This is a genomic window from Parabacteroides provencensis (assembly GCF_900232875.1).
Taxonomy (GTDB): Bacteria; Bacteroidota; Bacteroidia; order Bacteroidales; family Tannerellaceae; genus Parabacteroides; species Parabacteroides chinchillae.
Window position 1 is genome coordinate 606,494 of the sequence record NZ_LT960488.1, and the last position, 20,953, is coordinate 627,446.

At 46.2% G+C, this 20,953-nt stretch carries 18 protein-coding genes; 8 read left to right on the forward strand and 10 right to left on the reverse strand.

Going from position 1 to position 20,953, the window contains the following annotated elements; all coding sequences use genetic code 11:
• Positions 1–11 precede the first annotated feature (11 nt).
• Both CTY47_RS02615 and CTY47_RS02620 read right to left on the reverse strand, forming a co-directional pair.
• Entirely contained in the window at positions 12–1,382 is a 1,371-nt protein-coding gene (locus tag CTY47_RS02615) for a sigma-54-dependent transcriptional regulator (RefSeq protein WP_099463283.1), read from the reverse strand.
• Between the two features lie 130 nt (positions 1,383–1,512).
• Entirely contained in the window at positions 1,513–3,000 is a 1,488-nt protein-coding gene (locus CTY47_RS02620; RefSeq protein WP_099463284.1) for a TolC family protein, read from the reverse strand.
• Positions 3,001–3,171: 171 nt separating this feature from the next.
• On the opposite strand from CTY47_RS02620, the gene CTY47_RS02625 reads away from it, so the two are divergent.
• From CTY47_RS02625 to CTY47_RS02640, 4 genes are all read left to right on the forward strand, one after another.
• On the forward strand, positions 3,172–3,696 hold the full coding sequence (locus CTY47_RS02625; RefSeq protein WP_199163385.1) for a LemA family protein: 525 nt from the start codon (positions 3,172–3,174) through the stop codon (positions 3,694–3,696).
• A complete protein-coding gene (locus CTY47_RS02630; protein ID WP_099463285.1) occupies positions 3,689–4,621 on the forward strand; it encodes a DUF3137 domain-containing protein in 933 nt (310 codons plus the stop codon). The genes CTY47_RS02625 and CTY47_RS02630 overlap by 8 nt, the downstream gene beginning before the upstream one ends.
• Positions 4,622–4,639: 18 nt before the next feature.
• Entirely contained in the window at positions 4,640–5,017 is a 378-nt protein-coding gene (locus CTY47_RS02635; RefSeq protein ID WP_099463286.1) for a diacylglycerol kinase family protein, read from the forward strand.
• Positions 5,018–5,103: 86 nt separating this feature from the next.
• A complete protein-coding gene (locus CTY47_RS02640) occupies positions 5,104–5,664 on the forward strand; it encodes a phosphatase PAP2 family protein (RefSeq protein WP_099463287.1) in 561 nt (186 codons plus the stop codon).
• 7 nt (positions 5,665–5,671) lie between these two features.
• Here the strand turns inward: CTY47_RS02640 and CTY47_RS02645 are convergent, their stop codons facing one another.
• Positions 5,672–6,922, reverse strand: a complete 1,251-nt coding sequence (locus CTY47_RS02645; RefSeq protein WP_099463288.1) for an ABC transporter permease — start codon at positions 6,920–6,922, stop codon at positions 5,672–5,674.
• Between the two features lie 14 nt (positions 6,923–6,936).
• Positions 6,937–8,223 carry an ABC transporter permease gene (locus CTY47_RS02650; protein WP_099463289.1) on the reverse strand — a complete coding sequence of 429 codons (1,287 nt, stop codon included), beginning with the start codon at positions 8,221–8,223 and terminating at the stop codon, positions 6,937–6,939.
• A gap of 42 nt (positions 8,224–8,265) precedes the next feature.
• Between CTY47_RS02650 and CTY47_RS02655 the strand changes: the two genes are divergently transcribed.
• The gene (locus tag CTY47_RS02655; protein ID WP_143813321.1) at positions 8,266–9,219 is read left to right on the forward strand and encodes a DNA-binding domain-containing protein; all 954 of its coding nucleotides are present in this window, start codon (positions 8,266–8,268) and stop codon (positions 9,217–9,219) included.
• Positions 9,220–9,381: 162 nt separating this feature from the next.
• Here the strand turns inward: CTY47_RS02655 and CTY47_RS02660 are convergent, their stop codons facing one another.
• Genes CTY47_RS02660 through CTY47_RS02675 form a run of 4 tightly spaced genes read right to left on the reverse strand, consistent with a single transcriptional unit; the run spans position 9,382 to position 13,971 of the window.
• A complete protein-coding gene (locus tag CTY47_RS02660; protein ID WP_099463291.1) occupies positions 9,382–10,641 on the reverse strand; it encodes an ABC transporter permease in 1,260 nt (419 codons plus the stop codon).
• 20 nt (positions 10,642–10,661) lie between these two features.
• Positions 10,662–11,975, reverse strand: coding sequence for an ABC transporter permease (locus CTY47_RS02665; protein ID WP_099463292.1), 1,314 nt, complete (start codon positions 11,973–11,975; stop codon positions 10,662–10,664).
• Between the two features lie 42 nt (positions 11,976–12,017).
• Positions 12,018–12,683, reverse strand: coding sequence for an ABC transporter ATP-binding protein (locus CTY47_RS02670; protein ID WP_099463293.1), 666 nt, complete (start codon positions 12,681–12,683; stop codon positions 12,018–12,020).
• A 43-nt stretch (positions 12,684–12,726) separates the two neighbouring features.
• Positions 12,727–13,971, reverse strand: a complete 1,245-nt coding sequence (locus tag CTY47_RS02675; protein WP_099463294.1) for an efflux RND transporter periplasmic adaptor subunit — start codon at positions 13,969–13,971, stop codon at positions 12,727–12,729.
• A 219-nt stretch (positions 13,972–14,190) separates the two neighbouring features.
• Here CTY47_RS02675 and CTY47_RS02680 point away from each other — a divergent pair, with 219 nt between their 5' ends.
• Positions 14,191–15,036: a PepSY-like domain-containing protein gene (locus CTY47_RS02680; protein ID WP_099463295.1), complete on the forward strand. Its 846-nt coding sequence runs from the start codon at positions 14,191–14,193 to the stop codon at positions 15,034–15,036.
• A 192-nt stretch (positions 15,037–15,228) separates the two neighbouring features.
• Here CTY47_RS02680 and galB read toward each other — a convergent pair whose 3' ends face one another.
• On the reverse strand, positions 15,229–17,736 hold the full coding sequence (gene galB / locus CTY47_RS02685) for a beta-galactosidase GalB (RefSeq protein ID WP_394340680.1): 2,508 nt from the start codon (positions 17,734–17,736) through the stop codon (positions 15,229–15,231).
• A gap of 81 nt (positions 17,737–17,817) precedes the next feature.
• On the opposite strand from galB, the gene CTY47_RS02690 reads away from it, so the two are divergent.
• Positions 17,818–19,134 carry an anaerobic C4-dicarboxylate transporter family protein gene (locus CTY47_RS02690; protein WP_099463297.1) on the forward strand — a complete coding sequence of 439 codons (1,317 nt, stop codon included), beginning with the start codon at positions 17,818–17,820 and terminating at the stop codon, positions 19,132–19,134.
• A gap of 147 nt (positions 19,135–19,281) precedes the next feature.
• Here CTY47_RS02690 and CTY47_RS02695 read toward each other — a convergent pair whose 3' ends face one another.
• Complete coding sequence (locus CTY47_RS02695; RefSeq protein ID WP_099463298.1) at positions 19,282–19,638, reverse strand: thioredoxin family protein; 357 nt, start codon at positions 19,636–19,638, stop codon at positions 19,282–19,284.
• A gap of 113 nt (positions 19,639–19,751) precedes the next feature.
• On the opposite strand from CTY47_RS02695, the gene ilvA reads away from it, so the two are divergent.
• Positions 19,752–20,951, forward strand: a complete 1,200-nt coding sequence (gene ilvA / locus CTY47_RS02700; protein ID WP_099463299.1) for a threonine ammonia-lyase — start codon at positions 19,752–19,754, stop codon at positions 20,949–20,951.
• Positions 20,952–20,953: the final 2 nt, after the last annotated feature.

Below are 20,953 nucleotides of genomic sequence, written 5' to 3' on the forward strand. Positions count from 1 at the left end.
TATGATCTCAACTATTTATCGACAGGAATATCATATTTTTCCAACCGGCGATACAAAGCCGCCCTGCTAATACCCAAAGCCGTTGCCACATGAGAAAGATTGCCGTTATGCGTTTCCAGTGCCTGAAGTATAGTTTGCTTTTCCAATTCATCCAGGGTAAGACCTTCAAAAGAAGTAGGGATAGAGCGCTTTGTTTCCATAACATTATGGCATTGTCCTTCAAAATCGGACACATCTATAACAGATTTACCCGACACCAGCATAGTACGTTCAACCAGATTTTTCAGTTCCCGGATATTACCCGGATAGGGCAAACGTTGTAAATAAGTCAAAGCTTCCGAAGAAAACCGAACATTAGCCAGACCATTCATCTCCGATTGTCTGTCTGCGAAATAACGGGCTAGCAAAGGTATATCTTCCCTGCGCTCACGTAAGGCAGGCAGATGAACAGTAATCAAATTTATACGGTAAAACAGATCTTCTCTGAATGTACGTGCCGCCACCATTTCGGGGAGACTGCAATTAGTGGCGCTTACTACGCGGATATCGACTTTCCGGGGACGGCTATCGCCCAATACTTCAAATGTCTGGTCTTGCAACACACGAAGCAACTTTACCTGGCAAGACAACTCCAGGTCACCTATTTCATCAAGAAATATCGTACCTTTGTTAGCCATCTCAAAACGTCCGGTGCGGTCAATATAGGCATCTGTAAAAGCCCCTTTCTTATGCCCGAACATTTCACTTTCAAAAAGGCTTTGCGAAAGACCTCCCAAGTTCACTTTCACAAATGCTTCCTTAGCACGCGGACTATTGGCATGAATCGCTTCCGCTATCAGCTCTTTACCAGTACCGCTTTCCCCGGTAATCAATACCGATGCATTGGTAGGAGCTATACGTGAAACTGTTCCCAGCACATCCATCAAGGCAGTGCTTTGTCCTATAATCTTATCAAAATGAAATTTATTATCAGCATCCGTACGGTTAAGAGGCTCCTTCTTCTCCGTTTTCTGTTCGCAAAGTTCCAAAGCCGTATTAATAGATTTCAGAAGCACCAGGTTGTTCCACGGCTTCGTAATAAAATCGAATGCCCCAGCCTGCATTCCCTGTACGGCCAGTGAAATTGATCCCCAAGCCGTCATCAATATTACAGGTACATCGGGGCGGAAGATTTTTACTTGCTTCAGGAGTTGTATGCCCTCCTCACCTGTCGTAGTCATGGTAAAATTCATATCCATCAGTATAAGCCGGGGAGCTGTTGCACGCACAATCGCCAAAGCCTCTTTCGGACCCGGCACAGCTTCCGTCTCATAGCCTGCACGTTTCAACAAAAAAGTCAGCGAGGAACGTACCACGGCGTCATCATCTATAATCAATATCATAAACTCTTCTGTATTTGATTACAAAGGTAATTTTAATTATTTAATATCGCTTAGCTTAGTAATTAAGTAGAATACTTCTTTCTCTATTCTTAACTACTTAACTACTTTAACTTCTAATATTCCCGACTGCTTAACTCCTCTTTACGATTTCCTCAAAGTCGGCATCCAGATTATGCCTGTTAATAAAGTCGTACAACGTCATACTACGGATGTTGTAAAAATAATACCAGTAGTTATACAGCTCCTGGATATGCTTCTGGCGCGCATTATCTTTTGAACTCTGCGCATCATTCAAATCGAGAATGTCTATCTTGCCGATCATAAAAGTCTCTATCGAAGTTTTATACCGTTTGCCGGCCAGTGTATCTACCTCTGCTGCTATTTCAAGCTGGGCAGCCTGGTTATTAAAGTTCTCAACCAATAAGAAGACATTCTGATTAAAATTCATCTGCTCCTGCCGCGTCTTAGATAAAACGACCTCGCGGTTAGACTCGGCTACTTTTACCTTTCCCTTCCGTTTTCCCCAGTCGAGAAGAGGAATAGTTACTCCAACTTCCACAATCTGGTTATCTTTTAAATGGTTATAGGCAGCCCCCATCGTATGGTCTTTTCCTGTATATCCGATGGAAGCAAACAGGTTAATGCTACGGCGATTTCCTTTAGCTGTAGCTACATCATAGTCAGCCTCTAGCTGGCGACGAAGAATATTCTTTGCCAGAGAGTTATTTTCCTGAGCCTTTTCCAATACTTCATGATAATCCATCCGCACGCCCGGCACAGTTTCGGGTACTACCGGAACCACTATATCTTGTTCGCTCAAAGCCAGAAAAGAACGAAGCTGGAACATATTTGCATTAAAACCGGATTGTGCTTCGGTAAGCAGTCCTTTTGCCTGCAAAGCCGATTGCTTCAAACGCATTAATTCGCTTTCCGAGATATGTCCTATCTTACGTTTCGCCACAGCAATATCATACAACTTATTGGCATTTTCAAGATTTTGCTGTGCTATATGCATATTCTCCTGGGCAAGCAAAAGACTAAAGAAGTTGTTAATCGTGGTAAGCGTAACTTTCTCTACGCTCTCAATATAAGATGCTTTTGCCTCCTGATAGCGCACAGGCTCGATACGACGTTTCCATTTTTGATCATTCACCCCGAAAATAGGCTGGGTCAAGGTCAAACCAACCGGCACACTCATATATTCGTTATAAGCTCCGGTGCCTAGCTGGCGTGTAAAGTCCAGTGATGTATTCAATGATATCTTACCGCCTGTCAAGGCTATATTCTGTTCGATGGCAAGTTCTCCGGTCAATCCCAACGAATTATCCTGTACGTATGTATAAGCACCGTCCGATTGCTGATATTTACTATATTTCTTATTATAAGAAGGCAGCGTACCGGTAAACATTACTTCAGGAAGCTGGTCTGCACGGTGCGTACGATATTCCCAATAAGCCGTACGCAACTCGTTTAATGCAACAGCAGCATCAACAGACTGAATCTGGGCAATAGTAATAGCATCTTTCAACGTAAGCCTCACTATATGTGTATTATCTTCTGCCCGCAAACAAGCTATGTCAACCAATAAGCAGGCAATAGCAATATAAACCTTTTTCATGCTCGTATCCGTTTTTGCCACATACAAGGCAAAAGCTATGCCAAAAACGTACCCTATTGATAATCTGAATTGTACTAATCAATGCACTGTTCGGAAACGGACACTGTGTTCGTTTTTGAAATCATCAGGAATTATATATCTTTGCCCGGCATTCAAATAAAACAATTCACCATGTCGGCAACAACACTCTCCATATTATGTACTATTGTAGTCGTACTCATTTGTACCTTCATATATAACTCCTTGATCGGCAAAAGAAATCAAGCTGAAAACGCATTCGCTACTATCGATGTAATGCTAAAAAAACGCTACGACCTGATACCCAGCCTCGTCACCGTAGTCAAGCAATACGCCGCCCACGAGAAAGAACTATTTGCACAGATTGCCGAAACAAGAAGCAAAAATTATGCGGATATGTCGGACAGTGATAAAATGGAACTGGACAAATCGTTCGGTCAGGCCAGCGAAAAGCTCATGATCATAGCCGAAAGCTACCCCGAACTGAAAGCTTCCGATAACTTTATGCAGTTGCAACGTGCCATCAACGAAACGGAAGAACAGCTCTCTGCCGCACGCCGTGCCTACAATGCTGCCGTAACCGACTACAACAATAAAGTAGAAAGCTTTCCTTCCAACCTGATAGCAGGCTTGTTTAAGTTCTCCCGCAAAAAAGTTTATACATACAATCATGAATAATATCCTATCTTTTGAAGAAATCATGAACAGGTTGGCTCCGGTTATCCGCGAACTGGAAGAAACCCGTATCGCCCTGCTTACCGATGCCAAAAAGAAAAGTGCTGTCTGGGGATGCTGTATTATCCTGATAGCAGTAATTATCTCACTGATTGCAACATCTGCGCCCGGCCCCGGGGTGTTTTTCGGGTTTTTACTTACCATCCTGGCTACAATGATCATCTTCAACAGCCATTCCAAACGCCTGTCTCCGAAGTATAAGAAAGAATTGATAGGGAAACTGATAGAAGGAATAGTTGAAAACGGAAGATACGAACCCGATTCCGGTCTGTCTGAAAGCGAATTCAACAGCACCGGCCTTTTCAACACCCCCGACCGTTACAATAGCGAAGACCTGATTAGCGGAAAGATAGGAAAGACCCCCTTCTGCTTTGCCGAAGTGCATGCCGAAGAAAAGCATACTACCACAAACTCGAAAGGACAGACCACTACCACATGGGTTACCCTGTTCAAAGGCTTCATGTTTATTGCCGATTTTAACAAAGACTTCGCCGCACGCACCCTTGTACACCGTAACTCTTTCCTGAACTTTATGATGGGCAACAGGGTTAAACTGGAAGACCCGGTATTCGAAAAGCATTTCGACGTCTTTTCGACCGATCAGGTAGAAGCCCGCTATATCCTGTCGCCAGCCATGATGGAGCGGATGATCAAGCTGGATGAACAGTTCGACAACGACCTTCTGTTCAGTTTCTACCAGTCCAAAGTGGTTATCATGGTGAAGTGCAGCCGCGATCATTTCGAATCCAGTATCCGGCGTCCGGTCAACCAGACGAAAACGCTGCAGGAGGAGTACAACACAATAGTATCCCTTGTTTCCATCATCGAAGCACTGGATTTGAACACACGCATCTGGAGTAAAGAATGACCCTAAAAGAACAAATAAATGAAGAACGACGGTTTTACATTCAATAAGAGGCTACAGAGTTTCAAGTACGCATTCAACGGCATACGCCTGCTGATAACCAAAGAACACAATGCCTGGATTCATTGCTTTGCTGCAATATGCGTAATCATCGCAGGATTCCTTTTCGACCTTTCGCGCATGGAATGGATTGCGGTCTGCATCGTTATCGGGGCAGTATTAGCTGCCGAAGCGGTCAATTCGTCCATCGAGGCCCTGGCCGATCTGGTTTCTCCCGGATACAATGAAGCGGTCAAACGCACCAAAGACCTGGCAGCAGGAGCTGTGTTGATTACGGCAATAGCAGCAGCAGTGGCAGGAGCAATCATCTTCGTCCCCAAGATGATCGGGATGCCTTAACCCTTTTGCCGGAAGAAGTAGTAATAGTAAAGCAATATTATCCCCTATTCCCCGTTACATAACGAAGTCTATATCATCTACAACTTATGAAACAAACAATCATAACCCTATTTACCCTCCTCTTTCTTATCAGTGGAGTGAACGCTCAAAAGATAGAAGTCGGCGGTAGCCGGAAAGCCGTACGTACATCAGGCGACGTACTGGTGTTTCTTACCCCTGTGGTCAGTCTGGCAACTACACTGGCCATGCAGGACTGGCAGGGATTGAAACAAGGAGCACTGGCAGGAGTAACCACCGTAGGGCTTACCTACGCGCTGAAATACATCGTTAAGAAAGAACGGCCGGACAGGAGCGACATGCACTCCTTCCCCTCGATGCACACCTCCGTATCGTTTGCAGGAGCTGCCTTTATACAACGTCGCTACGGCTGGAAATGGGGCGTGCCGGCCTACCTGGTATCTACCTACGTCGGATGGAGCCGCGTATATGGAAAGAAACACGACTGGTGGGACGTAGCCGCCGGAGCCGCCATTGGTGCGGGCAGTGCTTACATCTTTACCCGACCTTTTGCCAGGAAGCACAACCTCTCCATAAGCCCCGTCGCCGGAGACGGGCATTACGGAGTGTATGCGTCGATGACCTTCTGATATAAAATCATTCATAATGCAGAGACTCGGCAGGCGCCAGCTTTGAGACCTGGCGAGCCGGATACCAGATACCCACGACGATAACAAGCGCCATCGTAACATAGGTAATAACTGCCGTAGCGAGAAAGCGTGAAACAGACAAATCCATCCTATCCACACTCGGTATCTCCATCAACGTCATGTTCAGAGCGACAAGCATAGCTACCGCGAAAGGAATCGTCAGCAAGACGAGCCCCTCCGTAATGAGCAGTTGCTGAAGGCGTGACGGCGTAGCCCCCAACGCAACACGCAGCCCCATCTCTCCCTTACGTCCTTGCGTACGAAACCAGAACGTGCCCAGTATTCCCAGAAAGATATTCACCAGCAGGAAAAAAGCAATCGCTCCGTACTCCTTCACCTCGTTGCTGTCGCCACGGCCACGGTTGAAAGCAATACCAATGTCGCGCACCGGCTTTATGTCCATCAGATAGAGATTGCCGATGCGCAGTGGCTCCTTCATTTGCTTTCGGAAGGTGCGCACAAAGTCCGAGCTATCCTTACCTTCGGCCACCCGGAAGCATATCTCCAGGTTGGATGCCGGTTCATCCGCAAGCAAGTCCTGCTCCGAACCCAGGAGAAAGGCGCCCGGGTTAGGCTTCTTATATTCGGTCAGACGATAGGGAGGCGTCACATCCGCCACCTTCAGGAAGACGGAATCGCCAAAGGGAGACTTCACCTCCTTGCCTATCGCCTCCTTATCATTGAAAAGCACCCGTGCAGCATCTTCCGTCAGCACGATGGACTTCAACTCTTCACCCGGATTTATTGCAATCGGCTGCCCGTGGCGGTTCGTAATGCGGAAGACACGGAAGAAATCCGGCGTCCCGCAGCGAATCTGCGACTGCGCGCTTAGTGTATCGACAATCAGTGGCGCCCAGCTGTTGCCTAACGAATAAGGCATCGCCCACATCGACACACTTACACTTTCCACACCGGGGTAGGTACGGATACGATCCAACGCCTTCTGAACGTCTTCGGCATCAGTTGACCGATGTTGTTCCGGAGTAAGGTAAGCCTCACTCAACTCGTCTACCTTCTCAAACTCTACCTTATAGGTATGGCCGATATCGAAACCCGTAGGGCTGGCCAGCAATACGGAGGTGGCATACATGAAATCCACCACATACCACAGAACCACCGAGATAAGCAGCAGCTCGGCTCCTATCCAGGCATTCGTGCCACGCTGGTTCCATATCATCCTTAATACATGCTTTATCATCTCTATGCGTAGTTTTATTGTTGTTTTAATGACTCGGTAATATTCCGGCCGGACACACACCAGGCCGGTATGCCGGCGCTCAGCAGGTTAAGCGCCAGGCAGAAAAAGAAGGCGCAGACAAACACCGAAGGGTTGAGTAACATCTCGGCATTAAGCAAGGTTTCGCCGCTGCTAAAGCCCGCCATACGGGTAGAGAGCAACCAGTTGCGCAACACGGTCACAGCCAGATACGAAAAAGCCACCCCAACAGTGCCGCCTATCAGTGTCAGCACCATGTTCTCATACAGTACCTGCACGATCAGTTCGCGCCGGGTGGCGCCAAATGCCTTACGCACGGCCAGTTCCTCCATGCGCTTTCTCATCCTCGAAAGCGTCATGCCCGAGAGATTGATAGCAGGTACGAGCAGCATGATCGTTATGATGATGGAATAACGTACCAGCATCCCTTTTACATCAGGAGCAACATTGACAAGGGGGCGTGAGAGTTTCTCCAGATGCGTATCCGGTTGCCCCACCAAGTCCCACGTTACGCCGTCGGTAAGCGTTGTATTGAAATCCTTCGCCCGCTTTTGCACCTCTGCCTTTATGGCCGGCATATCTGTGGCCGAAGGTGCCAGTATGTAACAACGGAACACGCCGTTTATCCCCTGTCCGCCGGTGTTGAGGAGGCTTTGGTTAGAATAGATCGAAGTATAAGGCACCCACACCGAAGCATAGGCCTCTTCGGCCAGCAGCGACACAGCCGGCACCACGCCACATACCGTGTAAGGAACGAAACTGAGCAGCACCGTCCGCCCCACCACATCGGACGTACCGTAAAGACGGCGTGCAACATCGTCCGTCACTACAGCTTTCCGCAATCCGCTTTCCGTATCCGCCGCATCAAAAGGCTTTCCGGCCACGAAGCGAAAACCGAACACCTTCCAAAAGGCGGCATCCGTACCGCTCACATCACACTTAAAGTCGTCCGTACGGCCGGGAGCAGATACCAGCTTGGATAGGGAGCAGACAGCCGTTACGGCCTCGGCGCTATTGAGTGGATAAAGCGCATCGCGAATCACCTTATAGCCCAGCATATCGATGTTATGCCCGTCCGTTGCTTTGCGGGAAACACCCGCTTTGAGATAGAGCATCCGGTCGCGGTTCGTCTCCGGCTCATAGTTAGCATTGCGCACTTCATAAACGATGACTATCACCATAATCATTGCAATGGCCAGTGCCGTGCCAAGAATGGAAATCATACTAAGCAGCGGGTTCTCCCCCAGCATGCCGATCACTTGCTTGAAATACTGTTTATACATATCTTACTAGAGTTTATTCCTTGTGAAGTCCTTAGAAACAAATTGCATGCCAGGATAGTAACCGCCTGTTTCACAGCACATGCTTCCTCCACCATATGTCCGTTATCGGACAGTGTTGCCAAAAGCGGACAGGTAACGCCTCAGCCTGTCGTTAAAATAAGTATCTTTGCTTTCATGTCATATATAAACACAAAGATTATGGATAAAGCATTACCACCTTCGGAACACCGTTCAAAACCTCAAAAGGTATATATCCGCCTGAGCCCAAGCAACCTGCCCGGACAGGAAGAGATGTTCAAAGGGCATGTAGCCCAACGCCCGTCTATCAATATTGAAGAACTGGCCGAGCGGCTGCACAATAATGGCTGCGGGTGCCGGCCCGAAACCCTTATCGGCAACTACCGCCTGATGACGAACGAGATATACAAAGCCCTGGAAAGTGGCTACAATGTAGACTTCGACCTGGGCAGGGTGGAAATATCGGCAAACGGCAGTTTCAACGGCTGCTACGACCGCTTCGACCCGAAGCGCCACCACTGCACCGCCGTCCTACGCCCCTCGCCCCGCCTCCGCCAGTTGGCCGGAGACATCCGCGGAGAGGTGTCCGAACTGGGAGCCGTCAATTCTCCCTGGCCCATTCATGTAGCCGCCCAGAGTATCATGCAGATGGAGCAAGCCGGCCAACACGCCCCCGCCCCCATCCCCGCCGGCTACGACGATCCGCTATGGGTGTACGGCCAACGCCTCAAGATAATGGGCGACCTGCCCGAAGTAGGCGTTTATCTAACCTGTGAAGGAACGGGCGAAACCGGCCTCATCCCTTCCAACAAGCTCTATATCAACACGGACAGCGAATTATGCTTTGCCTCACCCCTACCGCTAACGGCCGGAGAGTGGACACTGAACGTATGCACGCAATACAACTACCGCTATCGGTTGTACAAGAAGCCTCGTATGGGATCGATTACCTTTACCGTATCAAACGATGCTCCCTAGGTAGGGAGATAAATTCTCCCTAGGTAAGGAGAAATGTTCTCCCTAAGTAGGGAGATAACTTCCCCCTAGCTAGGGAGCATTGCCTGCAGGCCTAAGCCCAGGGTATTCGGGGTGGTAATGTCACGCATCGTGGGGTAGTAATGTCATGCACCGTGGAGGCCGTTACTCATAGTGAAGCGCATCCGCCGGCTCCATCCGCGAAGCACAGCGCGAGGGATACCAGCAGGCGCCGATGATGATGAGTGCCAGGACAAGCAAAGTAAGTATACTTACCACAGCGAAACGCCAGACCGAGACAGGCAGCACATCTACCGACAGGACTTCCATATAAGCTATATTACCGCAGATAAAAAGAGCCGGCAAGGATGCCAGAAACAAAAGCATCAATCCTTCGTTTATCATTAAACGGCAAATGCCGCGGCGGGTAGAGCCTACAGCCATGCGCAACCCCAACTCTGCACGCCGCCGGTTCACACGGAACCAGAAGGTTCCGATTACTGCAAGAAATACGTTAACAAGGAAGAAGCCGGAGATGACAGATAAAACCTTCTGCCCGCTCGATCCTAACGAGTATTCCAGGAAAGAGGAACGTATTTCGGTATATGGCTCCACGTCGGACACCCAATAGTTGCCTGCCGTCAGCGAACGTTTCGTTTCTTTCATAAAGCGCTCGGCAAAACCGGACGGGCTTACTCCGGCACGGGTACGAAAGCAGATCTCCAATGAATTCATATCGTGTTCCTTCAGGTTCAACGTTTCCATGAACCGGTCGTCCAACATTTCAAAAACCTGAACGTTGCCACTTGTTGCATACTCGTCGTTACGCAAGGGTTCGGACACGGCTACGATGGGGTAGCTTATCGAATCTGTCACATAATAACGCTTGCCTACTACATCCGTCCGCCCGAACAACTCTTTTGCAGTAGTGGCAGATATTACCTTTCCTTCCGGTAGACGCCGGGCAAGTTCTTCCATGCTTCCTCCCGAAAGAAGGTGGATGCCGAACACCTTAAAATAGTCGGGGCTTACATTCAAATACCGTACATTAACATTTGTGGAATCGTGATGAATCTGGCTGGTCCAACAACCATAAGTATAGGGTAATGCTACGTAAGACATACAAACGGCCTCTACGTCGGGATGAGCCTTTATCCTCTCTATGATGCGATAGACATTCTGCCGGGGTTCATCGCTTCCCGCTTCATATTTGACAAAAGACCGGGCGTTCTGCGGACGCACGGATATTGTTGCCCGGTATACATTTTCCACATTGAATCCCACCGGACGGCTAGCCAGTATGCCTCGCATAAGGAAATAGTCGGTAGTAAACCATAACACAATAAACACGACCAGCAATTCGGCCAACACCCAGCAATTATTGTACAGGTTTGCCTTAATCAGTTTCAGTATATGTAGTATCATAAACAGTTCCTCCCCCGTTATTAATTAGCTGTATTAGTCAATGCGTCCGTTATGCTTACCTGCAAGGCACGGAAAGCAGGGACTATCGACGACAGCAGGTTCAACACCAGACAAATCATAAAAGCATAGCCAAACACCTGCATATTAATAAGCATCGGCAGGGAAAGGCTCATATCCATTGTTCCCCCGGACAGCATCATCGTAACGAACGACCCCAGCAATAATCCGCGTAATAACCAAACTAACAAATAAGAGAATAGCAGTCCGGCAAAGCCGCCCGGCAACATCAACAAGAGGTTCTCGGTGAGAAGCTGCATCAAGAGTGTACCTTTGCGGGCGCCAAATGCCCTGCGGACGCCTAATTCGGGAATACGGTCGTGTATATGGAACGTGTTCAGCCCGGACAGATTCAACGCAGGGACCAACAGGAACAGCAGAAGGATGATGAGTAGCATGAAGAAGGTCTTTTTCCAGTCCTGCATAAACAACGAATAAAGCATGTTCTGAAAATAGAGAAGAGGCTCCGTTCCTTCCAATTGTCCGTCGACCAACATTGTGTTGTATTGCTTTATCTGCCGTTGCCATTCATCGCGAAATGCTTTCATATCACCCGGGTTGCGCAACAATATACATACGCTAAACGGCCCTATTGATGCTCTTTGCTCTATAGAGGAGAGTTCCGATAAGGCAGGCAGGCTACTGTATGGAACCCAAACATCGGCATAAGCATCCGGCGTAACGGCTGAGACATCTGCCACCACCCCGCATACCGAATATTCAACATCATTGAGTAGAATCGTTTCGTTTACTACATCAGTCTTCCCAAATAGCATACGCGCAGTCTTCTCGTTCACAACAACACGTGAGAGGGAAGAAGAAACAGCCGCTTTATCAAACGGTTTGCCTGCCAGGAAACGATAGCGGAATATCTGCCAGAAACCATCGTCGGTTGCCATCAGGTTTACTTTAGGCGAAATATCCCCTCCCTGCAACCGGGCATAGCTATCACCTATGATATACCGCAAAGGCAGCGGATCAACCTTTATCGCAACAGCTTCCGGCGTTGTCATCGGATATATGCATTCCTTTATTGTTCGTAAGCCGTAGCTATAGGAGCTCCGGCTCATATTACTTTGCACGTATGACAGGCCATTCAAATAACACATCCTGTCACGGTGTACCTCAGGCGCAATATTGGCTGTACGGATATGGTAAACAACAGCCATGACCATAACCATGGATATAGCCAGTCCTGTTCCTATAATGTAAACAGTGCTGAAGAAACGGTTCCGTTCCATCAACTGCCAGGCTTGCTTGAAGTATAGTTTGTACATGGTATTCTTCGTATTATCGGCTATGCCGGTGTTTAATATTATTTACTGTACCTGGCGTCCGTCAAAGAACCGTATGGTTCTGGACGTCTGTTGCGCTTGTTGTTCGTTGTGGGTTACCATCACAATGGTGCGGCCGTCTTCCTTATTGAGTTGGTGAAGCAGTTCCATCACTTCGATACCCATCTTCGAGTCCAGGTTGCCGGTCGGTTCATCGGCAAGGATGATGTCGGGATTACCTACAATTGCACGGGCAATGGCCACACGCTGGCACTGACCGCCGGAGAGCTGAGTGGGGAAGTGGCGCATGCGGTGCGAAAGGCCTACCTTTTCGAGTACTGCCTCAGCCGCTTTCCTGCGTTCCGAAGCGGACACTTTGCGGTAGAGAAGGGGAAGCTCCACATTATCGAGCACATTGAGCGAGTTGATAAGGTGGAACGACTGGAAGACAAAGCCCAGTTGCTTGTTGCGGAAAGCGGCCAGTTCTTTGTCGTTCATGTTAACCGTGTTCACTCCATTGATCTCTACTGTTCCCGAAGTAGGCGCATCCAATAACCCCATAATGTTCAGCAACGTGGACTTACCGCACCCCGAAGGGCCCATGATAGATAGAAATTCGCCGTTGCGTACTTCAAGGTTCACATTTTCCAATGCTACCGTTTCTATCTCTTTTGTACGGTAGATCTTCTCAAGGTTTGTTAGCTTAATCATTGTTATTACGTATTAATCGTTTATTTCTTCTTTGTTTATTCGACTACTTTAATTTCAGTTTGTTCTTGTCTTTATATGATGCCATATCGGAGACAACTACTTCATCTCCTTCCTGCAAACCACTTATCACTTCTACATATTCAAAGTTACTGTCGCCCAATTGTACTTTACGCTTCAACAACCGGTCTCCATGTACAACGAAAAGCTCATATTCGCCCTTACCAACATAATACGAAGCATTGGCAATGCGCATCACATCTTCCTTTACGGCATTCATCACATATACGTCGGTCTTTAAACCTGAACGCAGGCGTTTATGATTATCTTGCTGCAACTGCACGGTGAAGGAGATAACGCCATTCTTCGACAAAGGAGTGACATCGCTTACGGTGCCTTCCAGCTTTTCATTCCCGATCTTGACAACGGCTTTGCTTCCGGCCGCAATGCGGTCGCCATAGGTATCGGCTATCTCGCCCTCTATCTTGAAATGAGACAGATCGGAGACAATCGCCACTTTTGTACCTTGCCCCACTTGTGCGCCGACTTCGTTGTTTACATAAGTCAGGATCGCTTTGCGGGGCGAACGGATTCGGGCATCTTCCAAAGTCCGCTTCGTTTCGGCCAGGCCTTTACGGAATATATTAAGTTCCAGTTCTTTTACTTTCAGGTCGGCTTCGGCAAGTGCTTTCTCGTTCTCGTATTTCTGTTCGTCTTCTTTCAACTGAAGCTGGCTGACGTTATAGTCGAGTTCTGCCTGGCGAACTTTATCGGTCGTACCGGCTCCCAGGCTGTCAAGATAACGCTCGTTACGAAGCTCCACTTCTTTGCGGTTTAACGTCATACGCGACACTTTAAGCTTCATATCCATTTCGGAGAGTTTATTGCGATTAGTAACTTTGAGTTGTTCCAGTTGAAGACGTTTCATCTGCTCTTCATCCAGCAATTTATTATAGTCGGTCTCCGCACTCTGCAAATCCAACTTAAGGATAGGCGTACCTACATCTACAGAATCTCCCCCCTTTTTATATATCTCTACAATACGGGAATTGATCGGCGAGTTTATTATTTCCTCAAAAGCGGGAACCACCTTGCCGGAAGCACTTACCGAGACTTCAATCATACCTTTATCCACTTTGGATAAATTTATATCTTTCCGGTTCAGGCTAGTCTGCATATAAGCAATGACACTCCCAACAGCCACGCAAACAATCAGCACAATCCCGCCAACCTTGATAAGCTGCTTACGTTGTTCCTTCTTTTGTACTTCTTTTGAAATCTCCCTGTCCATATTTAGTATTGTTTTTATTCTCTGCCGTCACAAAGGCAAACTTTGTGCCAAAAGCGTAATCAGCTGATAGTGTGATACCAGTAAAACTACTAAGTGTTCAATATCGAACAGTGTGTTCGCTTTTGTGCAAAACTTTTCGCATCGTACACTTGTTTAGGAAAGAAACTAAACGGAACGTTTACACTCCGCTTTTCATTAATCGCTAAAACTATCAGATATATGAACACAAAATTTGCTCTTTTATCCGTCTTTGCAGGATTAACCCTATTCTTCGCCAGTTGCAGTAAAGATAACGACGACAATCATGAAGGTATTATTCCGGTAGAAGACGTAGCCAAAGCATTCAATCTAAAATACCCGAATGCTAAAGATATTACATTTGAAATAGAAGGAAATTATTATGTAGCCGATTTTATGAACGGTACGGTTTCTACCTCTGCCTGGTTTACCGATCAAGGTAAATGGATGATGGAGAAAATCGATATTTTGTACAATCAGCTTCCGACCTCCGTAACTGCAGCTTTAAAGGCTGGTGCATACTCTGATTGGAAAGTAGACGAGACTGATCTTATCAATCGAACCGGTATGGGAGCTGTTTACAAAATTGAAGTGGAAAAAGGAAGCATAGAAACCGACTTGTATTATTCCCAATACGGTAACCTGATTAAAACCGTTGACGATGCTTCAAATAACAGCGATGCACCTATCGTAATACCGGATGCCGTAACTGAGTTGATGAATCTTACATTCGCCGGAGCCGAGCTTCTGGATATCCAACCGAATTCTGAGGGCTATGAGCTGAATATGCTGGATAACAGAGTCTACAAAATTGCCCAGGTGAATAAAGATTACAGATGGCAGAATACAATGTGGCAAATTACTCCATCCGAAGTTCCGTCCATTATTGCAGAAGCATTTGAGAAATCGGTGTATGCTAACGATGAAGTGAAAGCAATCTTTACATTAATCAATATCGACGGTTCATTCCAACTCTTCGAAGTCGTACATGGAGGGCAGAATACCTTCGTTACTTTTGATGTATTTGGCAATATTGTCAAGTCTTAAACTATCTGGTAATACAACCGCCTGAAAAAAGCTGCGCAGTTGCCGACCCAAACCTACAAGGCTTCCTGTTTGAAGCTGCGCAACTTTTTTAATTCAGGTGCCTATATAAACTTAATTACATGCTTATGTAAATTACAACAGATGCCTACCGGAATTACTTCCGGTAGGCATCCTGCTTTATGTAATTGCAAACTATTTACTAATCAATTCGATCTTGGCCCCTTTTACGCCGGGTGCCGAAGCTTCAAAGAAGATAATACCCGGTTGTTCCGAGGTCTGGACAATAGCAGTTAATTGCCCGCTAAACAATTTCATATGGGGAGCCTGAAACGATTCCAGGCTGGCACTATTGCCATTAGCTGCCGCATGGTAAGAACCGGCACCGCGCACTTCAAATTTAATCTGGCGTGTATCATTCGGGCACAAATTGCCGTCTTTATCCACTACCCTCACATTTATGAATGAAAGGTCTTTACCATCGGCCGTAAGTTGTTTGCGGTCGGCCGTAAGTTCAATATGGTGAGGTTTACCTGCAGTATGCACTTCCTCTTCGGCAACAGCATTACCATCTTTATCGTAAGCAACCACCTTTAGCGTTCCCGGTTCATATTTGGTATCCATCCACATCAGGCGGTAACGCTTCTGACGTTCAAAAGCCGCCTTTGCAGCATCAGTATAACTGCTGTCGATACCTATTGACAAATCTTTCGTACGCTTGCCCTGGCTTTTTCCGTTGATAAAGAGTTCTGCAGACGGATAGTTGGTATAAACAAACACCGGAGTAGTTTCTCCTTCGCGTCCCGGCCAGGTCCAATGAGGCAAAATATGCAATGTACGCTCTGCTTTATTCCAATGGCTGCGATACAGATAATAACGATCCTTCGGAATACCGGCCAGATCAATGATACCAAACAACGAACTATGGCTTGGCCAGTTGGTATAATAAGGGGTCGGTTCTCCCAGGTAATCGAAACCAGTCCATACAAACTCGCCTATGCAATAAGGTAAATCTTCATGCTGGATAAAGTCGTCTTCCGGCAAATTAGACCAACTGCAATGCTCTACATCATACGAAGAACTTTGGTTGTCATCATACACAGCCATCGCCTTACGCTCTACCGGAAACTTATAAACGCCACGTGAACTTACTGTGGAAGCCGTTTCACTGCCAAGTATAATGCCTTGCGGAAGTTTCTTATAATTCACTTTATAAAACTGCGGACGATAGTTAAATCCAGCCACATCCATAACGGCGGCAAAATTATTGTTTACTACCGCATCCGGAGCATCCATTCCCTGAGTTACAGGACGAGTCGGATCTTCACGATGACAAATATCCTGCAAACGTTTGGCTATCTTGCAATCTCCTTCATTCCACTGATTAGGCACTTCATTACCGATACACCACATAACGACACTCGGATTATTACGGAAGTTATGGATCAGATTCACCAAATCTTTCTCCACCCATTCGTCAAAGAGAAGGTTATAACCGTTCTTACATTTGGCTACATTCCATTCGTCAAAGCTCTCGGCCATCAACATCATGCCCATTTCATCACAAGCCTTTACCAATTCCGGTGCAGGCATATTATGTGAAGTACGGATGGCATTGCAACCCATATCTTTCAGGATACGTATCTGACGGCGGACAGCCGCATCGTTCACAGCTGCCCCCAAAGGCCCGAGGTCATGATGATTACAAACACCTTTGAATACTGTTTTCTCCCCATTCAGGAAGAAGCCTTTTTCAGGAATAATCTCAATGGAACGGATTCCGAAAGGCGTTGAATAAATATCTTTTAATGCAGTACTTTCATACAAACGGGTTTCGGCAACATACAAAGCAGGCATATCGGGAGACCAAAGAGTAGGCGTCCGGACTATGAATTCCTGATTAACGGAACCATTATTATATGGCAGTTGCGACAGTGAAGCGGTTGTCTCGGTCAACTTCTGTTTATTTGGATTCCATATACTTGTTACCAAGCTGTACTTTGAAAGATCAGCGCCTTCCGGTAATTCTACCTTTGTTTGCACATTGATCTTGGCAAACTGTTTATTTACCTCAGGAGTAGTTACATACGTACCCCACACCGGGATATGAGCATCTTCTGTTACAATCACATGCACATTTCTGTACAATCCGGCACCCGGATACCAACGGGAAGATTCCGGTAAATTTTCCAAACGGACAGCCAAGGTATTCTTTTCGCCCGGTTTCAGATACTTGGTTATATCAAAATGGAAAGAATTATAACCATATGGCCAGTAACCGACCTTTTCACCATTAACATATACATTAGCGTGGCTCATCGCTCCGTCGAAAAGGATAAAAGCCCGCTTTCCGGGAGCAAACTGTGGTACGTCAAACTGCGTACGATACCACCCTACGCCAACAAAGGGCAAACCACCAGTGCGTCCGGCATGTTCCATAGCCTCCTTTTGTCCGTCTTGGGCAATAGCAACATCCTGCTTATCGTTCTGCGCACTAAAAGGGCCGTAAATAGCCCAGTCGTGGGGTACGGTGACAGACTGCCACTTAGAATCGTTGAAGGATGGATTAACAAATTCGGGATTGTCTTCTCGCGTAAATTTCCAGTTCTTTTCCAAAAGAAACTCATTACGCACTTGTGCCGGCAGATTTGTCAACATACCGCATAGCCCCAATAAGACTAAACAGATCTTTTTCATTCTCATTTTTGTGTTTATGTAGTTCATAGCGCAACAAAAATAATTAAATTTGCACGCAATACAAACTAAATCTTCATTTTAAAGAACATGCTGATACAACTTGCCTTCGTCTTAATTGCAATTATAATAGGTGCCCGTCTCGGTGGTATAGGATTAGGCGTATTAGGAGGCGTAGGCCTTGCTATTCTGACCTTTGGTTTCGGACTGGAACCAACTTCACCGCCAATTGATGTAATGCTGATGATTGTTGCCGTTATTGCTGCCGCCAGTTGTATGCAAGCAGCCGGAGGACTTGATCTGATGGTTAAGTGGGCGGAGAAGCTACTTCGTAAAAATCCGCAACAGATCACAATCCTCAGCCCTATCGTTACGTATGTATTTACTTTCATTGCAGGAACGGGGCACGTGGCTTATTCGGTACTACCCGTGATTGCAGAGGTTGCAACAGAAACAAAAATCCGGCCGGAGCGCCCGTTAGGCATAGCGGTAATTGCTTCCCAGCAAGCCATTACTGCCAGTCCTATCTCGGCAGCTACCGTAGCATTACTTAGCATGCTCACAGCACAAGGTTTTAATATTTCCTTATTTAATATACTGATGATTTCGGTTCCTTGTACGCTGGCCGGTGTTTTTGCCGGAGCTTTTTATTCGCTTCGAGTAGGCAAAGAGTTAGTAAACGATCCTGAGTATCAGAAACGTTTAGCCGACGGCGAATTCAATACTAAACATTACGAATTGACAGACGTAAAAAATCAGCGTTCCGCTATTATATCCGTTGTTTTATTCATCCTGGCAACAATAGGAATCATTCTGTTTGGTTCTATAGAAAGTCTCCGCCCAGTATTCACAACCGATGGAATCGCCAGACCGCTTTCCATGGCTTATATCATAGAGATATTAATGCTATCGGCTGCAGCTTTGATTTTATTAGTTACCAGAACGGACGGAATAAAAGCAGTACAAGGTTCTGTCTTCTCCGCCGGTATGCAGGCAGTAGTAGCAATCTTCGGTATTGCCTGGATGGGTGATACTTTCATTGCAGGTAATATGACCGAATTGAAAGCTTCTATCGAAAGTACGGTAACTGCTATGCCGTGGTTATTCGGACTGGCACTATTCCTGATGTCAATCTTATTATTCAGCCAGGCTGCCACCGTTCGGGCTTTGCTGCCGTTAGGGATTGCCCTCGGCATTTCTCCTTATATGCTGATAGCTCTTTTTCCGGCAGTTAATGGTTACTTCTTTATCCCGAACTACCCAACTGTTGTTGCCGCCATCAACTTTGACCGTACCGGCACAACGCATATAGGCAAGTATATCCTGAACCATTCATTCATGATGCCGGGGTTAATCGCCACCGGCGTATCGGTAGCACTAGGGTTATTGCTGATACAACTCTTTTAAAAAAGTGCTTAAACAAAAGATGGCGGCTTTCTTATACAAGAAAACCGCCTCCGATCATTAAAACAATAAATCACAATAATCTCCACTTTACTTCATCGGGATCATTTTCTTAAAACATCAGGATGATTTGTAAAAATGATCCCGATGTTATAATAATTTATCCTCTATCAGTTTCTTTAATTCCTGTTTACCCATAACACCCAAGAGCTGTTCCTTAGGTTTACCTATAGGACAGAGCAAAAGAGTCGGTATGGTTCTGATATTAAAAGCAGCTTCCAGCTCTGCTTCCTGATCTACATCTACTTTATAAATATAAATCTTACCGTCAAACTCCTGTGCCATCTCATCCAACAATGGATTCAGACGTTTACAATAGCCGCACCATGGGGCATGAAAATCTACCAAACACGGTTTATCACCAATATATTCCCAATCTTTCGGGTCCGCTTCAAAGTTCCCGACTCTGGCTATGAAATCATCTTTTGTCAAGTTTGTTACTTCCATGATTCTTTTCTTTTATTGTATATATAACAAAGGTAATAAGAAATATGTTATGGTAAGACTGATATAATACACATAAGTTTTATACTTTTGCACATCGTTTTAACAACAGCAACATGCTCACACTCGACAAAATATATCAGGCATCATTTGCATTAAGAACAGTAATAAGGCGCACAGACCTTATAAAAGCACCAAATATCAATCCGGAATGCAACATATACCTGAAACCGGAAAACCTGCAAACAACCGGTTCTTTTAAAGTTCGCGGAGCTTGCTTCAAAATATCCCAACTAACAGAAAAAGAGAAAGCAAAGGGTGTTGTGGCCTGCTCTGCCGGAAATCATGCCCAAGGTGTTGCTTTGGCTGCCAGTTCGCAAGATATCCGTTCAATAATCTGTTTGCCTGATAATGCGCCCATTTCTAAAATAGAGGCAACCAAACGATACGGTGCCGAGGTTTGTCTGGTTGAAGGCGTATATGATGATGCTTATAAAAAGGCTTTGGAATTAAGAGACGAAGAAGGCTATACGTTTATTCATCCTTTTGATGACGAAGATGTAATAGCCGGCCAAGGAACAATAGGACTTGAGTTATTGGAACAATTACCGGAACTAGATGCTGTAATTGTACCTATCGGCGGAGGCGGACTTATTTCAGGTGTTGCATATGCTATCAAAAAACTGGCGCCACATGTTAAAGTGTATGGCGTACAGGCAAACGGTGCACCAAGCATGGCCGAATCTATCGGACGAGGTAGGATACAACGATTAGAAACAGTCCGTACTATAGCAGACGGAATAGCTGTGAAAGAACCGGGATTGCATACTTTTGATTTATGCCAGAAGTACGTCGACGAAATTGTATCCGTTACCGATGACGAAATATCTACAGCAATACTCGCCCTTATCGAACAGCAGAAACTAATTGCGGAAGGTGCCGGCGCCGTTGCAGTAGCTGCTGCTATGTTCAACAAAGTCTCTATCAAAGGGAAAAACGTTGTATGTCTGGTATCAGGAGGTAATATAGACGTGAATATCCTTTCCAGAGTAATAGGACGCGGCTTGCAAAAATCGGGGCGTTCATGTAGCATGACAATCGAATTGGTGGACAAACCGGGACAGTTGCAACAAGTTTCCCAGATTATAGCGGAGCTGGGAGCAAATGTAGTCTCCGTATATCACGAACGGGTAAGTCACACAACCGACATCAATGGTTGTTATCTTCGTTTGGAAATGGAAACACGCGACCAGCGCCAGATTAACGAAATCAGACAAGCGCTGGCTATTGCCGGTTATAAAATTGTCTCCATATAAAA

Coding starts and splice junctions, on each gene's coding strand:
- CTY47_RS02615 (WP_099463283.1), bottom strand. CDS start 1,382: ATGATATTGATTATAGATGATGACGCCGTGGTACGTTCCTCGCTGACT.
- CTY47_RS02620 (WP_099463284.1), bottom strand. CDS start 3,000: ATGAAAAAGGTTTATATTGCTATTGCCTGCTTATTGGTTGACATAGCT.
- CTY47_RS02625 (WP_199163385.1), top strand. CDS start 3,172: ATGTCGGCAACAACACTCTCCATATTATGTACTATTGTAGTCGTACTC.
- CTY47_RS02630 (WP_099463285.1), top strand. CDS start 3,689: ATGAATAATATCCTATCTTTTGAAGAAATCATGAACAGGTTGGCTCCG.
- CTY47_RS02635 (WP_099463286.1), top strand. CDS start 4,640: ATGAAGAACGACGGTTTTACATTCAATAAGAGGCTACAGAGTTTCAAG.
- CTY47_RS02640 (WP_099463287.1), top strand. CDS start 5,104: ATGAAACAAACAATCATAACCCTATTTACCCTCCTCTTTCTTATCAGT.
- CTY47_RS02645 (WP_099463288.1), bottom strand. CDS start 6,922: ATGATAAAGCATGTATTAAGGATGATATGGAACCAGCGTGGCACGAAT.
- CTY47_RS02650 (WP_099463289.1), bottom strand. CDS start 8,223: ATGTATAAACAGTATTTCAAGCAAGTGATCGGCATGCTGGGGGAGAAC.
- CTY47_RS02660 (WP_099463291.1), bottom strand. CDS start 10,641: ATGATACTACATATACTGAAACTGATTAAGGCAAACCTGTACAATAAT.
- CTY47_RS02665 (WP_099463292.1), bottom strand. CDS start 11,975: ATGTACAAACTATACTTCAAGCAAGCCTGGCAGTTGATGGAACGGAAC.
- CTY47_RS02670 (WP_099463293.1), bottom strand. CDS start 12,683: ATGATTAAGCTAACAAACCTTGAGAAGATCTACCGTACAAAAGAGATA.
- CTY47_RS02675 (WP_099463294.1), bottom strand. CDS start 13,971: ATGGACAGGGAGATTTCAAAAGAAGTACAAAAGAAGGAACAACGTAAG.
- CTY47_RS02680 (WP_099463295.1), top strand. CDS start 14,191: ATGAACACAAAATTTGCTCTTTTATCCGTCTTTGCAGGATTAACCCTA.
- galB (WP_394340680.1), bottom strand. CDS start 17,736: ATGAGAATGAAAAAGATCTGTTTAGTCTTATTGGGGCTATGCGGTATG.
- CTY47_RS02690 (WP_099463297.1), top strand. CDS start 17,818: ATGCTGATACAACTTGCCTTCGTCTTAATTGCAATTATAATAGGTGCC.
- CTY47_RS02695 (WP_099463298.1), bottom strand. CDS start 19,638: ATGGAAGTAACAAACTTGACAAAAGATGATTTCATAGCCAGAGTCGGG.
- ilvA (WP_099463299.1), top strand. CDS start 19,752: ATGCTCACACTCGACAAAATATATCAGGCATCATTTGCATTAAGAACA.